Origin of the sequence: Acidovorax sp. HMWF029 (assembly GCF_003060895.1) — a bacterium.
Lineage (GTDB): Bacteria > Pseudomonadota > Gammaproteobacteria > Burkholderiales > Burkholderiaceae_C > Acidovorax.
This window is the reverse complement of the sequence record NZ_QAIH01000328.1, coordinates 42,705-57,327: the sequence shown is the minus strand read 5'-3', so window position 1 is coordinate 57,327 and position 14,623 is coordinate 42,705. Positions and strand designations below refer to the sequence as shown.

The window sequence follows — 14,623 nt, the reverse complement described above, 5'->3', positions numbered from 1 at the left end:
GCAGCGGGCCCTTGGAGATAAGTGGCGGCTGCGTGGCGACTCAGCCCTGCCCGATGTCCTGGGCTTGCAGAGAGAGCGTGAAACAGGTGCCTTCTCCCACTGTGGATTCGACCGTGATGTCGCCACCATGTAGGCGCGCCACCCTTCGTGCTACCCACAGCCCCAGGCCAAACCCTCTGCTTTGGTCGGTGCGGTCACCCCGTTCAAACCGCTCAAAGATCCGGTTCATGACATCGAGCGACATGCCGGAGCCTTCATCCGCCACTGAAACTTCCAGAAGCCCTGAATCTGCTTTGCGTGCAGCGATAAAAATTTCCCCTGCTGCGGCGTACTTCACGGCGTTGTCTACCAAGTTGGACAGGGCGATGTGTACCAACGTCGCATCGCACACCCACTCCTCGGGTGCGGCGTCGACAAACAGTCGCAAGTGATGGCGTGGAGACCAATGCACCAACTGTGCCGCGTGCTGCAACAGATCGCTCACTTTGACGGGCGATGTCTGCAAATAGAATCCAGCGCTATCCAATCTTTCATTGATCAGGCAGCTGTCTACCAAAGACGTGAGACGCCTGCTGGCCCTGCGGATCTGTGCTGCACGGGCAGTCTGGGACGGAAGATCGGGAGAAGGAAAGGTCTGTTGTTCCGCTGCTGCACTGTCTATGACGGCCAGAGGGGTTCTGAACTCATGGCTGATCATGTGAAAGAACTGCTTTTGCTCATCCCGCAGAGTTCGTTCGTTCTCCAGGGCCTGGCCCAAGGCCGTTTGTGCCTCCGTGAGCTGGGCTGTGCGCTGCTCGATGCGTTCCTCCAGAGATTGCTCGGACAGGGCTAGTCGCTCGATGGCCCGGTCCTTGGCCAGCTGCGCCTGTTGGTACCGTGCCACCATGCCGACGAAAACAGCGATGGCGAGCAAACTGGTCAAGGCGATGGTCTCCAGTTGCCAGAGCGAGGTGGCATCTATCTTCAATGGGACCAGTCCTGTCATAAGGATGGCGATGGTGACCCCCCCCAAGCCGCGCAGGCCATAGGCGGTGAGCAGCAGCGCATGCTGATCGATGCGATCTTGCTGTCGCAATGCCCGCAAGCACAGGATCACGCCCGCCACGTCGCTGGCGAGCAGTGAGACCAGGTTGACCCATGCAATGGCAGGGTAGACCCCCAGCGGCACGCTCAAGGTGCCGAGCAAGTTCAGTGCGATCAGGAATGTGAGGAGTCTGTCGGTTTGGCGGTAGCGGGTTCCGCGCGTCAGCTGTTCTTTGATCTGCCAAGCCTGCGTGGCAGGCAGTAGAAATGCTCCTATGCCCACGGCGTGGCTGGCCCACAGAGTGAATTCGTCCGGCGACCAGAGGCTCGCGTAGCCGCGTACATTGAAGATGTGAATGGCGTTGACGGTTCCCAGCACGGCCAGCGAAAACAGCGCACGCGTGCGGAATATGGCAGTCGCCGCCCAAATACAGGCAAGCAAGATTGCCATGGCTCCAAAGTACAGCCCCATGCCTCGCTCGGAACGGGCTAGCTCTGCCGCTAGCGCCTCCGTGGTGAGCACTTCCGCCTGGAACTGTATGGCGCTGGTGGTCTGGATTCGAACCAGGGCCGTTTGGCCGGGTGCCAGGCGAAAGAGGTGTTGCCGGATGTCGGCTTTCTGGTTCGGAGGAACCAAGTCCCCGCTGATTTGCTTGCGCCACTCCCCATCCACACCCTTCTGGTAAAGGGTCACGAAGTCGAGGTAAGTGGGTTGGGCGAGCAGCCAGAGGCCCTCCTGCCGGGAGTCCAGGGTGCGTGCTGGCACCTCAAACCTAAGCCAGACGGTGTGGCCCAGATACCCGGCGTTCAATGGCGTGCTCAGCCGGGATGTCATGGCGCTCGTCTCGGTGGCTGCTACGGCATCGGGCCCGAGATGACCGAGCGGGTCATCCAGCCTGTCCATTGGGATGTCCCAGCCTAGCTGGGCGGTGGCGAACAGCGTGGAGGCCCGGGCTGTTGCAGGCCACAAGGCGATCACCACAAGCAGGCAGATCCACAGCGCAGCCAGCCAGCAGTACGCCGTATGAGAGTGGATTGCGGGGGAATTGGTTGTGAGTTTTTGTGAGTTGTTGTGCATGGCTGGCTTGTCGATGCGCTGACACAATGGTACGTAGCCAAATGTTTCTGACCCGCCATCTATTCCTGTCATGTCTGCAGAACCGATCATCGCAGTCGTAGAAGACGACGAAGACATCCGCGGCAATGTGTGCCGGTTTCTCGGGCGTTCGGGCTTCCAGTCCTGGGGGGCGGATTCCGCTGAGGATTTTTATGTCCGCCTATTGCGCAACCGTGCAGATCTGGTGGTTGTTGACATCGGATTGCCCGGCGAGGATGGCTTGAGTTTGCTGACCCGATTGGCTGCGCAGGGGGTGCCTACCGTGCTGATGACGGCCCGTGCTGATCTGGACAGCCGGATCAAGGGGCTGGAGGCCGGTGCCTTGCAGTACTTTGTCAAGCCGGTCGATATGCAGGAGTTGGTTGCGGGCATTCGGTCCCAGTTGCGCAACAAGCGATTGCATGGCGGTAGCGAAGCGGTGGCAGCCGTGCCATGGCAGCTGGACCCTGCCAGCGCAACCTTGCGGGCCCCCAATCAACAGACCGTGGTCCTCACAACCCGGGAGCTGGAGCTTCTGTCGTGCCTCATGCAGACAGTGGGCACGGTGGTGAGCAAACAAGCGCTGGTCCAGGCCGTGGGGGGGCGAGCGCTGGATGACGATTTCCATCGCATCGAGTCTGCTCTGACGCGGTTGCGCCGCAAGACCCTCGAAGCTACCGGCACGCGTTTGCCTGTGCGGGCGGTGTTTGGCAAAGGGCTTGTCTTCGTGCCTTAAACGACTGTCTGCCGGGGGGGCATCGGTTCATCCGGTGTCGGTTCCCCCTGATACCCCACCTAAGAAATTCTTGCATCGGTGACCAGAAGTCCGCCGAGGGGTGGCTTCGTCTACGTGCGCCGTTTTTGCGCGAAGTGTGTGTTCGTTTTTTATCTGCCTGCGGTCGCAAGTGCGTCGGCAGCTTATCTACCAAGAGGGGGAATGTGTTGAAAACGATCAGTATTTGGAAAGTGGCGCGGGCAGCTGCGCGTCAGTGCGTGCGAGGCGTGCTTGCGGCTGGCGCTGGCGCGTTGCTGGCGACTTCCGTTGCACAAGCAGGAGTTGTCAACGGCAATTTTGAAACCGGGGATTTCACGGGTTGGACGGTGACGCACTACCAGAACATCGGTATTGCTACCTTCCCTCCCACCCAGAAAAGCCATCTGAACTTGCAACCGCCTGGCCAAGCGCCTGTGACCCAGGTAGTGAGCACGGCATCGGGTACGCCCGCCAACGCACCGGACGCTTCTGGCCAGGCTTTGAGCATTCCCTTTCAGGGCACCTATAGCGCCCGCGTCAACGCGCGTGGCAACAACAATCGGGCCAGTGGCATCCATCAGTCCGCGCAGATGGTGCTCGGCGACGTTGACCCTGTCGATGGCAAGGTGCACCTGCGCATGGCAGTCGCGCCGGTGATTCAAGACGGTGGCCATGCTCCCGAAGGTCAAGCCTATTTCTATGTAGAAGTGCGGAATGTCACCAAGGGCACGCGCCTCTTCTACACGTTCAATTTCGCAGCTCAGCCAGGTGTTCCCTGGCAGACCGTGGGCGGCTATCAGTACACGGGGTGGCAGGCGATTGATGTGGCGCCTGGCAGTGGGTTGTTGGACGTGGGCGACACCGTGGAGGTGGAAATCATCGCCTCAGGCTGTAGCGCAGGCGGCCACTCGGGCGAAGTCTATGTGGACTCGATCGGGCCGTTTTTTGCGGGTCTTCTGGTGTCTGCCACCGGACCGACAACAGCGCAGCCCAGCGACAACGTGACCTACACCTACACCTACAGCAACAACAGCGGGGTGATGGTTTTCAACAGCCAGGTCAGTGCGACCAGTCCGCAGGTTCGCAACAGCACCAACACGGCGACCATTGATGCCGTGTTCCAGTCGGTGAGTGTGCCTGCGGGGGCGTCCTGCACCACACCTGCCGTGGGTTCTGCCGGTACAGTGACCTGCGACTTCGGCTCCTTGGTCGATCACCAGAGCGGTACCTTCCAGATCGTCTGGGGCATTCCTGCCAACGCGAGCACGACCAGCCCGAACAACTCGCTGAATCACGGCACGTACTCCATGTCCGCCACGGGCGCCAGCACGGTGCTGGGCCCCATGGTGCAAACGCAGGTGGTTAGCGGAGCCACGCTCACCGACCTGGTGGTCACCGCGACCGACGGTGCATCGGCCAGGGCGGTGGGCAGCACGCCTACCTACACGGTGGTGGTGACCAACAATGGTCCCTCGCCCGTGATCGGCGCCACCCTGACCCAGCCCACAGTTTCGGGCCTGACCGTAGGAAGCTGGACCTGCAGCGGTGCGGGCGGCGGTGCCTGCCAGGCAGGTGCTCCTGCTGCAGGCGCATTGCCCGGTGGCGGCGTCTTGCTGGATGTCCCTGTGGGCGGCAGCGTCACCCTCACGTTTGGAGCGACGGTGACGGGCCCCACGTCTACGTCCACAGTTTTCAACATCGCGCCCCCGGCAGGTGTCACAGACAACAACACGGCCAACAACACGGCGGGTGACACAAACTCTGCGGCTGCAACCTTGCACAACCTGACCCTGACCAAGTCGGGGGCGGGCAGTGGAACGGTGGTCAGTGTTCCTGCTGGCATGAACTGCGGCGCCACCTGCGCCATGCCCGTGGCCAATGGTGGCCAGGCAATCCTCACGGCGACGGCAGCCGCAGGTAGCATTTTCACGGGCTGGTCGGGCGCGTGCACCGGAACGACCAACCCCTGTACTGTGCCGGCGATGACGGCCGACGCAGCGGTGACTGCCAACTTCGCTTTGTCAGCCACCGTCACCATGACATCCGGTGCCGGTGGGACCGTATCGCCCGGAACCTCGCGCACCGTGGCTGTGGGCGGTTCTGTGACCTATACGCTGACTCCGGGTGCGGGGAACATCCCCAGCGCGAGCGGTACGTGCAATGGCGTGCTCACAGGCAACACCTACACGATCAATCCTGTGACTGCAGATTGCAACGTGGCCTTCAGCTTTGCGGCCTTGTCCGTGACGGCCAGTGCGGGCCCCAACGGAACCGTGACGCCTTTGGGAGTGACCAACGTTGCGGCGCCCGGCAATACCGTGGTGTACACCGTGACACCCAGCCCGGGTTACACCGCGCGGGTTGCCTCTGGGGGCAGCGCCTGTGGTGGCAACCTGGTGGGCAACACCTACACAACCAATCCGGTCAATGCATCCTGCACGGTGGCGTTTTCGTTTGTGATGGTGCCGACTTCCATTCCTACCTTGTCGGAATGGGGCCTGCTGATTCTGTCGGCCTTGATGGCGCTGTTCTTTGTGGGCATGCACCGACGCCGGATGCGCTGAGCTGATTTCAGCCCGGTGTGATGAATCGGGTTCGGCGGCGCCATGTGCCGCCGAACCCTTTTCTTTTTTGTTTTGAAGGGTAGAGCGATGAATCGAGCGATGCACAGGATTTGCGCACCGTGGGCGGCTGGCTTGGGGATTTTGGCGTTTGTTGCGGGGCCTGTGTTTGCCCAGACGCAGACGCAGCCGCTGCCACTGAGAAAACCTGGACTGTGGGAGGTCACGATCCGGGGCGCGGGCGATTCCATGATGCGGCAACAGAAGGTGCAGCAATGCACCAGTGAAGAGGCCGAATCCATCATGCTGCTGTCCGTGGTTCCTGGCCAGGAACACTGCCATGACGTGGCCGTGAAGAAGTCAGGAAAGGGGCATGCAATACGCACCACATGCTACGTGCACGACAACCGGGTGGAAGCCGCCGTGGAACTGTCGGGAGACTTGCAGGCCGCTTATCGGGGCGTCTTTGAGGTGAAGTACTCCAAGCCGGTGCGCTTCAACCCTGGCCGGACAGAGTTTGAAGGGCGCTGGCTGGGCGCGTGCAAGGCAGGCCAGCGCGCGGGAGACATGTTGCTGCCAAACGGCGCAACGGTGAACGTGGTGGACGACCGTAAACGTGCAGAAACCCATGGTCATCAAGGGCATGAAGGACACAGGCACTGAAGGTGCCGTGCACACGGAGTGCACTGCGCAGGCGCCAGCTTCGCCCTCAGTATGGGAGGCAGGCCAAAGCTGCGCGGCAAGGCCTAGGAGCCTGTCGGACTTGGAGCGTCGAAAGCGAAAACCGTAGGTTTCATCAAAATTGGCCCCAGCGAGGACAGTTTTTGCCGGATTTGCAGCCCCATAGCCGGGCTATGGGGCAAAAAGACGGTGTTCTCGAAGAGCGGCGAAGCCAAAAATGGACCGCTGCGGTCAATTTGCAGCCGACGATTTCCAAGTCCGACAGGCTCCTAGCCCCGGCGTGGGGCTACTGGCTGATTTCCAGCATCACCACACGCCCCTGTGCTGCAGGCCAGGTCTGGCCCACCACGCGTTCGCCGTTGAACTCGGCTGCGATCGTGCGCTGCCCGCCCGTGGGCTTGATCTTGGCCGTGGCAACTCCTGCGCCTGCAGGCACACCCGCCGGTGCCGCGCCGTCCAGCAGCATCTTGTCGCGCGCCGGGTCCAGGTAGCCCCGGGGGCGGGTGAGGGTGACGATGGATTCGGCAGTCTTGTCTGCGTCGGCCATGCGCTCCGCGCGCAGGTGAACAAGGTTGCTGCTGCGCGGAAAGCCGCTGCGGTAGATGTGGGTGGTGGCATAGCCGGGCGCTGAAATGACGAACTCGTGGGGTGCACCGGGCTGGATGGCCAGTGGCCCCCACACTCCGTCGGCCCCCACGGTTTTGCGCAGCAGTGCCGGGCCGCTACGAGCACCTGTGGCGGCTTCTGTGGCATACACCTCCAGCTGTGCACCCACCAGCGGCAGGTTGTTGCTGAAGTTGCCGGTCTTCGCGTCGGCCGGGTCCACACCCAGTCCGGTGATCTTGCCGTTCAGCACCACCTGCTTTTCGGCTGCAATGGCGGTGACCTGCGGTGCCTTGCCGGTGATGAAGCGATAGGTGGCCTCAAAGGCCGCTGGTGAGTAAGAGGTTTCCCGGTGGTCGATGCGCGGGATCACCACGTTGGTGGCGCCCTTCAGCTCGGGTCCGGCGGCCGTCACGTTGGTGGGCGTACCTTTCTGGCCGATCCACAGGCCATCGGGCTGGGCGAACTTGTCGTTGTTGTCCGAGCGGATCGTCATCCATCTCACTGGGCCGCTCACCTCGTCGCCCGCTGCGTTCTTGGGGGCATTCAGCCCTTTGAGGAACGGGCCTGTGCCCGAGAACTCGTTGCCTTCGCGCACCCCGGGAGTGGCCCACACGCCGTGGTTGGGCGTGCCGCCCAGGATGGCGTGGCTCACGGTCTTGTCGCCGTCGCCGTTGTAGATGTAGTTGCGGATGGCATTGCCCCCGCGGGAGTTGCCCACCAGCACCACTTGGCGGGCGCCTGTGGCCTTGAGCACCTTGTCCACCTCGGCCTTGAGGTAGGCCATATGCTCTGCGGTGGATGTGCGGCCCGGCTGGGGCTTCGCGTCGTCATCGCGCGAGAGCGGGTAGGGTACGTCGATCGCGTGCAGGCGCTCGCGCGGCCAGCCGTTCGATTCGAACCGCCATACGGTGGTTTGCCAAAGCGCGGCGGTGTCGCCATTGCCATGTACAAAGACGATGGGGGGGGCTTCTGCCAGACCGGGGCTCTGGGTGGCGCAACCGGCCAGTGCCAGGGTGGCGGCCGCAGCAGCGGTAGTGAGAAGAAGGGATCGGCGTTGCAGCCACAGTGTGTTCATTGGAAGGCCTCCTGAAAGAAAAAATGCCCGTGGGCCGGTCAGCCCACGAGCATTGCACAAGTGCGTGACAGCCCCGGTTTATGCAAAAACGCCGGCTGTTTCCTGCATGCGGGCCGACACCTCGCCCAGGTGGTGCAGGGTGTCGCCAAAGGTCATTTCCAGCTGCGTGAGCTTCTTGAAATAGTGGCTGCCGATGTACTCGTCGGTCACGCCGATACCGCCGTGCAGTTGCACCGATTGCTGTCCCACAAAACGCATGGACTGGCCCAGCTGAACCTTGGCACGGGCCATGGCGGCGCGGCGTTCAGCCACAGGTGCGCCCAGCTTCAGGCTGGCGTAGTAGCTCATCGAGCGGGCCAGTTCCAGCTGCATCTTCATGTCGGCCACGCGGTGGCGCAGCGCCTGGAAGCTGGCGATGAACACACCGAACTGCTTGCGCTGGTTCATGTATTCGACGGTGAGCGCCACGGTCTTGTCCATCACGCCCACGGCCTCGGCGCAGGTGGCGGCAATGCCGGTGTCCACCGCCAGTTCCAGCGCGGCCAGGCCGTCGGTGGTGATGAGCGTGGCGGGGGCATTGGCCAGCTGCACTTCGGCGGCGCGGCTGCCGTCTTGTGTGACATAGCCGCGTGTGGTCACGCCCGCTGCGGAGCGTTCCACGAGGAAGAGGGCGATCTTGCCGTCCAGCTGTGCGGGCACGATGAAGGCGTCGGCCTGGTCCCCCGCAGATACTATGCTTTTTGTAGCTGTTACGGTATATCCAGCGGGCGCAGAGGCCGCTTTTGCATCGCACACGTCGAGGCGGTAGCGCGCCTTGCGCTCCTGGTAGGCCAGCACCACCAGCGCTTCACCGCTGGCCACGCGGGGCAGCCAGGCGCCTTGCACGTCGGCGGGGGCGTAGTGCGACAGCACGCTGCTGGCAATGAAGGCCTGGGCGATGGGTTCCAGCACCATGCCACGGCCCAGCTCCTCGGCCACCACCATGGCGTCGATCGCGCCCTGGCCCATGCCGTCGTGTGCTTCGGGCACGGTGAGCGCGGTCAGGCCCAGCTCGGCCAGCTCGCCCCAGGCGGCGCGGTCAAACCCGCCAGCGGCCACGGCGGCGCGGCGGCGCTCAAACGTGTAGCCCTTGTCCACCCACTTGCGCACGGCGTCGCGCAGTTGTTCCTGGTCGTCAGAAAAATCGAAATCCATGTTCTTGTCTCCTGGAACTTGGGATCAGCCGAGGACGGTCTGAGCCACGATATTGCGCTGCACTTCGTTGGAGCCACCGTAGATGGTGGTCTTGCGCAGGTTGAAGTAGGTGGACGCCAGCGGCGCGTTGGCGGTCACGCCGCCCGGGAAGTCGCCCTGCCAGCCAGCCTCCATGGCTTCTTCGATGAAAGGCAGACTGAACGGGCCAGCGGCCAGCATCATCAGCTCGGCGTAGCGTTGCTGGATCTCGCTGCCCTTGATCTTGAGCAGGCCTGCGATATCGAGTGAGTTCTTGCCCGACTTCTCGGCCGACAGCACACGCAGCACCAGCATTTCCAGGGCGACGATGTCCACTTCGAGCAGGGCGATCTGGTCGCGAAAGCGCTGGTCGTCCCACATGCCTTCGGTCTTGGCAATGCGCTTGAGGCGCTCCAGTTCGCGCTTGCTGCGGTTCACGTCGGCGATGTTGGTGCGTTCATGGCTGAGCAGGTGCTTGGCGTAGGTCCAGCCCTTGTTCTCCTCGCCGATCAGGTTCTCAGCAGGCACTTCGACGTTGTCGAAGAACACTTCGTTCACTTCACACTCGCCATCGAGCAGCTTGATGGGGCGCACGGTGACGCCCTTGGACTTCATGTCCAGCAGCAAGAAGCTGATGCCGGTCTGGGGCTTGCCCTCGGTGCTGGTGCGCACCAGGTTGAACATCCAGTCGCCGTGCTGGCCCAGGGTGGTCCAGGTCTTCTGGCCGTTGACGATGTATTTGTCGCCCACGCGCTCGGCGCGGGTCTTGACGCTGGCCAGGTCCGAGCCCGAGCCCGGTTCGCTGTAGCCCTGGCTCCACCAGACTTCGCCACTGGCGATGCCGGGCAGAAAGCGCTTTTGTTGTTCGGCATTGCCAAACGCCATGATCACCGGGGCCACCATCACCGGGCCGAATGGCACGATGCGGGGCGCGCCCGCGAGGGCGCATTCTTCTTCAAACAGGTGCTTTTGCACGGCCGTCCAGCCGGGGCCGCCAAACTCTGTGGGCCAGCCAAAACCCAGCCAGCCTTTTTTGCCCAGGATCTTGGCCCAGCTCTGCATGTCTGCGCGGGTCAGGCGCAGGGCGTTGTGCACCTTGTGCGAAATTTCCTGGGGCAGGTTGGCGTGAACCCAGGCGCGAATCTCTTCGCGGAAGGCCTGCTCTTCGGGGGTGAATGCGAGATCCATCGGTTTGTCTCCAAGTGATCCGCATTTGTAGCACGGTCGTTCGTTTTAGTCCTGTCCGGGTGGCGACATCGGTGCGGAGTCTGGGGAAATGCCCAGTTCAGAACACAGCCGCTGCACCGCAGTGCGCAGGCGGGCCACTTCGGCCTCCAGCGCGTCCACCCGGGCCTGCAGGGCGGGGGGGGACCCCGTCGCTCCGGCGCCTGGCTGGGGGGCGTGGTTGCTGCTGGTATCCACCGGCCCGCACAGCAGGTGTGCCCAGCGCTGTTCGCGCGCGCCGGGCGCACGGGGCAACTGCACGACCAGCGGGCCACCCTTTTCGGCGCTGCGCTCCTGCAGCTCGTCCAGGAAGGCTTCGACCGATGAGATGTCGGCAAAGCGGTACCAGCGCTCGGCGTTGATGCGCAGCTCGCCTGCCGTCTGCGGGCCGCGCAGCATCAGCAGGCCCAGCAGCACGGCCGATTGTTCGGGCACGCCCACGCCACGCTGGAAGTTGTGCTCCCAGCGCGTGGTGCGGTTGCCGCTGCTCTCAAACGCCAGGGTCAGCAGCTTGAGCGAGTCCAGGGCCTCCTGCGCCTCGGCGTCGCTGAGGTTCATCACAGGGTCGCGGCTGGTCTTTTGGTTGCAGCCGGTGACCAGGCCGTTGAGTGACATGGGGTAGCTGTCGGGCACGGTGCGGGCCTTCTCCATCAGGGTGGCGAGCACGCGGGCTTCGTGGGGGGTGAGGGGGCGGGTCGCAGGATCAAAAGGCATGGCTGGGATAATCCGGGGCAATTTATGAAGAACATCGTCATTCTGATCTCTGGCGGTGGCTCCAACATGGCCACCATCGTCCGCACGGCACAGCAGGAGCACTGGGAGCAGCGCTACGGCGCCCGCGTGGCGGCCGTCATCAGCAACAAACCGGATGCTGCAGGGCTGGTGTTTGCGCGCGAGCAGGGCATCGCCGCCGAGGCGCTGGACCACAAGGCCTTTGCCAGCCGCGAGGCGTTTGATGCTGAACTGGCCGCCACCATCGACCGCCACCAGCCCGCCTTGGTGGTGCTGGCCGGTTTCATGCGCATCCTCACGCCGGGGTTTGTGGCGCACTATGCGGGACGGCTCATCAATATTCACCCCTCGCTATTGCCCGCCTTCACCGGCCTGCACACGCACCAGCGCGCCATCGATGCGGGCTGCAAGTTTGCGGGCGTGACAGTGCACCAGGTGACGGCCGAACTGGACGTGGGGCCTATCCTGGACCAGGCCGTGGTGCCCGTGCTGCCTGGCGATACGGCCGAGACGCTGGCGGCCCGGGTGTTGACCCAGGAGCATGTGATCTACCCCCGCGCTGTGCGGGCGCTGGTGCAGGCGCTGTAGTGCTCTTGTGATGCGAATGCTATAAAAACAATAGCTTTAAAGGCAATATGGTCGCGCGCAGAGGCCTTTTTTTTGCCTGAAACCCACTGGTGCGCGCAGCTCGTCAACTGACGGGCGAATCGCACTGCGCGTGCCAAGGGGCTGGAAGGGGCTCCGTCCGCCCCCTTCCAGGGGCTGCGCGTGTCTCCCCGGACGCGTCAGGCCAGCGCGCTCAGGCTGCTGGTGCTGGACGATGCGGTGCTCCATCCATTGGCGGCCAGCGCGTACTGCTGCCGCGCAAAGTCGGCCAGCCGCGCCAGATCGGTGCGCCCGCCGGATTCGCTGCTGGTGGAGGCCGACTGGGCCTGGCGGGTCAGCTGGTCGATGAAGGCCTGGGATTCGCTGGTGCTGATGGTGGCATCGCCATCGGTGTCGATGGCGTTGAACAGCGCGGTGATCGCGTCTTGCTCCACGCTGCTGGTGCTGCCAGCCAGCCGTTCTGTGAGCGAGACCACGCCGTCCTCGTTGGTGTCCAGGGGGTCGTAGGTGGTGGTGCTGTCAGCAGATGCATCGGCACCGCCTGGGCGTCCGGGCCCTCCTGGGCCTCCGGGTGGTGGCATACCGCCCATGGCCTGCATGCCGCCAACCGCTTCGGCGGAAGGGCGGCCTGCATCGAATTCGGCTTCGCTGAGTTTGCCGTCGCCATCGGCGTCCAGTTGGCTGAACACATCGTCGCTGCTCACGCCCGTCTTGCTCGCTGTACCGCCGGACATGGCCTCCAGCAGGGCCTGTAGTTCGGTTTGGCTCACGCTGCCATCGCCGTCGCTGTCCACCTTGCCGAAGAGGTCGTCTCCGGCCTGGCCGGTAGCGGTGTCGCTGTCGCCCCGCGATTGCGCGAACGCCATGGTGGAGGGCGGCGCAGGCAGCACGCTTTGCATCGTCTTGCCCAGCTCGTCCGCGTTCAGGCTGCCGTCTGCGTCGCTGTCGTACTGCTTGACCAGGTCCGCCGCACTCGTCTGGCTGCTGATGCCGGTTTTTTTGGCCACATCGTCCATAAGGCCCTGTAGTTCGGTATCGCTCACGCCGCCGCTGCCGTCGGCGTCTAGTTTGGACAGCAGCCTCTCCGGTGAGGGCGCCGGGCGTGATGCCCTCTGCACACTTGCACTGGACCAGGCACTGCTGACGCTACTGATGGTCGTCATCGTCGTTCCTTTCGTTCCAAGAGTGGGTCGGTGCCGGGGCCTCCACAGTGGAAGCCCGCAGCCATGGCCCAGCCCCATTCTTGGGCGGCCGTGTCTCTGGGGTTTGTCCGCTTTGTACCAAGATCGGTACAAAGACTGCGTGCAAGGGCTGAACAGGGCGGGAAATGCCCGCCAGATCGCCGCCAGCCCCGGTGGAGGCCTACCTACACTTGGGTGTTCTTTTGCGCGACCGGGCCCATGCAACACATTCTGGTGGTGGATGACGATGTCGAGATCACCACACTACTCACTGAATACCTCGCCCGCTTTGGCTATTCCACCCATGCGGCATGTGATGCGCTGTCGATGCGCGCACAGATGGCTGCGCACCCCATCGGCCTGGTGGTGCTGGACGTGATGCTGCCCGGCACCGACGGCATCACCCTGGCCCGGGAGCTGCGCGAGCGCTCCCGGGTGCCGATCATCATGCTCACCGCCCGGGCCAACCCCTATGACTGCGTGCTGGGCCTGGAGATGGGGGCCGACGATTACATGGGAAAACCCTTCGAGCCGCGCGAGCTGGTGGCCCGTATCCAGACCGTGCTGCGCCGCATCGCGGGCGAGACGGCCCCGGCAAGGCAGGGTGCTGACGAGGTAGTGCGCTTTGACGGCTGGACGTTGCACAGCATCGAACGGCACCTGGTGTCTCCGCAAGGCATGGTCGTGCCGCTGTCGAATGCCGAGTTCCGCCTTCTCTGCACCTTTTTGCGCATGCCACGCCGCGTCTTCAGCCGTGACCAGCTCATGGAGCAGGCCCGGGGCCGGGCCATGGATGCGTTCGAGCGCAGCATTGACCTGCTGGTTTCGCGCCTGCGCAGCAAGCTCTCTGACGACCCGCGTTCGCCCTCGATGATCCGCACCGTGCGGGGCGCGGGTTACCTGTTCAACGTGCAGTCATTGCAAAGGCAGGTAGGGTGGCCGCATTGACATTGATGGCCGCACGCTGGCGTGTGGCGCTGCAGCGCTGGTTGCCCAACACCTTGTTTGGCCGCCTCGCGCTGCTGCTTATCGTGGCGGTGATTGTGAGTCACGCATTGGCGCTCACGCTGATGTTTGAGTTGCGCCCGGCGCACCCTGAACGCCCCCCGGGCCCGCCTGGTCCGCCACCGCATTGGAGTGTTGCCGAGGGCCGCTCCCTGCCACCTCCGGGCCAGCCGCCCTATGGCGAACGGCCCGGTTTCTGGAATGCGCCGCCGTCGTTGCAGCTGGGCCTGCTGCTCGACATCGGCGTGCGCCTGGCCGCGCTGGTGGCTGTGGCCTGGTGGGCGGCGCGCTGGCTGTCGCGCCCCATGCTCCGGCTGGCCACGGCCGCGCAGCAGCTGGGCCGCGACATCAAACGCCCCCCGCTGCCCGAGGACGGAACGCTGGAGTGCCGCGACGCCAGCCGCGTGTTCAACCAGATGCAGGCGCGCATCCGCCAGCAGTTGGCCGAGCGCGACCGGTTTGTGGCGGCGGTGTCGCACGACCTGCGCACGCCGCTGACCCGGCTGCGCCTGCGCACCGAAAGCCTGGGCGATGCCCGTGCGCAGCAGCTGTTTCGCCGCGACATTGCCGAGATGGACGCCATGATCACCTCCACACTTGACTACCTGCGCGGCGTGGCAGGCGCTGAGGCCTGGGCGCTGCTGGATGTGCGTGCGCTGGCCGACAGCCTGGCCGACGACCAGCTGGCCCTGGGCCACCGGGTCTCGGTGGCCGGGACGGCGGCCCCCCTTCGTGCGCAGGCCTTGGCGCTGCGGCGCTGTCTGGACAACCTGGTGGGCAACGCGATTCGCTATGGTGGCAGTGCCGAGATCACGCTGCACGATGCGGCCGACGCGCTGACCGTTGAGGTGCGTGACCATGGCCCGG

At 64.0% G+C, this 14,623-nt stretch carries 12 protein-coding genes; 6 read left to right on the top strand and 6 right to left on the bottom strand.

The genetic code is table 11. The features are described from left to right. Positions 1-40: 40 nt before the first annotated feature. Positions 41-2,101, bottom strand: coding sequence for an ATP-binding protein (locus DBR12_RS21700; protein ID WP_158275030.1), 2,061 nt, complete (start codon positions 2,099-2,101; stop codon positions 41-43). Positions 2,102-2,171: 70 nt separating this feature from the next. On the opposite strand from DBR12_RS21700, the gene DBR12_RS21695 reads away from it, so the two are divergent. From DBR12_RS21695 to DBR12_RS21685, 3 genes are all read left to right on the top strand, one after another. Further along, complete coding sequence (locus DBR12_RS21695; RefSeq protein WP_108619107.1) at positions 2,172-2,855, top strand: response regulator transcription factor; 684 nt, start codon at positions 2,172-2,174, stop codon at positions 2,853-2,855. 452 nt (positions 2,856-3,307) lie between these two features. Continuing rightward, entirely contained in the window at positions 3,308-5,437 is a 2,130-nt protein-coding gene (locus tag DBR12_RS21690) for an IPTL-CTERM sorting domain-containing protein (RefSeq protein ID WP_146185599.1), read from the top strand. Between the two features lie 42 nt (positions 5,438-5,479). After that, on the top strand, positions 5,480-6,097 hold the full coding sequence (locus DBR12_RS21685) for a DUF3617 family protein (protein WP_108619105.1): 618 nt from the start codon (positions 5,480-5,482) through the stop codon (positions 6,095-6,097). 304 nt (positions 6,098-6,401) lie between these two features. Here DBR12_RS21685 and DBR12_RS21680 read toward each other — a convergent pair whose 3' ends face one another. The 4 genes from DBR12_RS21680 to DBR12_RS21665 all read right to left on the bottom strand — a co-directional run bounded on the left by DBR12_RS21680 (position 6,402) and on the right by DBR12_RS21665 (position 10,946). Beyond that, entirely contained in the window at positions 6,402-7,796 is a 1,395-nt protein-coding gene (locus DBR12_RS21680; RefSeq protein WP_108619104.1) for an alpha/beta fold hydrolase, read from the bottom strand. A 78-nt stretch (positions 7,797-7,874) separates the two neighbouring features. Then, positions 7,875-8,990: an acyl-CoA dehydrogenase family protein gene (locus DBR12_RS21675; protein ID WP_108619103.1), complete on the bottom strand. Its 1,116-nt coding sequence runs from the start codon at positions 8,988-8,990 to the stop codon at positions 7,875-7,877. A gap of 24 nt (positions 8,991-9,014) precedes the next feature. Next, positions 9,015-10,196 carry an acyl-CoA dehydrogenase family protein gene (locus DBR12_RS21670; protein ID WP_108619102.1) on the bottom strand — a complete coding sequence of 394 codons (1,182 nt, stop codon included), beginning with the start codon at positions 10,194-10,196 and terminating at the stop codon, positions 9,015-9,017. A gap of 45 nt (positions 10,197-10,241) precedes the next feature. Further along, positions 10,242-10,946 (bottom strand): YceH family protein, encoded by a 705-nt coding sequence (locus tag DBR12_RS21665; RefSeq protein WP_108619101.1) that lies wholly within the window; start codon positions 10,944-10,946, stop codon positions 10,242-10,244. Between the two features lie 24 nt (positions 10,947-10,970). On the opposite strand from DBR12_RS21665, the gene purN reads away from it, so the two are divergent. Continuing rightward, complete coding sequence (gene purN / locus DBR12_RS21660) at positions 10,971-11,552, top strand: phosphoribosylglycinamide formyltransferase (protein ID WP_108619100.1); 582 nt, start codon at positions 10,971-10,973, stop codon at positions 11,550-11,552. Between the two features lie 197 nt (positions 11,553-11,749). On the opposite strand, the gene xopAW is transcribed toward purN, so the two are convergent. Continuing rightward, on the bottom strand, positions 11,750-12,733 hold the full coding sequence (xopAW, locus tag DBR12_RS21655; protein ID WP_108619099.1) for an EF-hand domain-containing protein: 984 nt from the start codon (positions 12,731-12,733) through the stop codon (positions 11,750-11,752). Positions 12,734-12,970: 237 nt separating this feature from the next. On the opposite strand from xopAW, the gene DBR12_RS21650 reads away from it, so the two are divergent. Both DBR12_RS21650 and DBR12_RS21645 read left to right on the top strand, forming a co-directional pair. Further along, complete coding sequence (locus tag DBR12_RS21650; RefSeq protein WP_108619098.1) at positions 12,971-13,699, top strand: response regulator; 729 nt, start codon at positions 12,971-12,973, stop codon at positions 13,697-13,699. Between the two features lie 5 nt (positions 13,700-13,704). Continuing rightward, a partial coding sequence (locus DBR12_RS21645; RefSeq protein WP_233245040.1) for a HAMP domain-containing protein occupies positions 13,705-14,623 on the top strand: 919 nt, incomplete at its 3' end.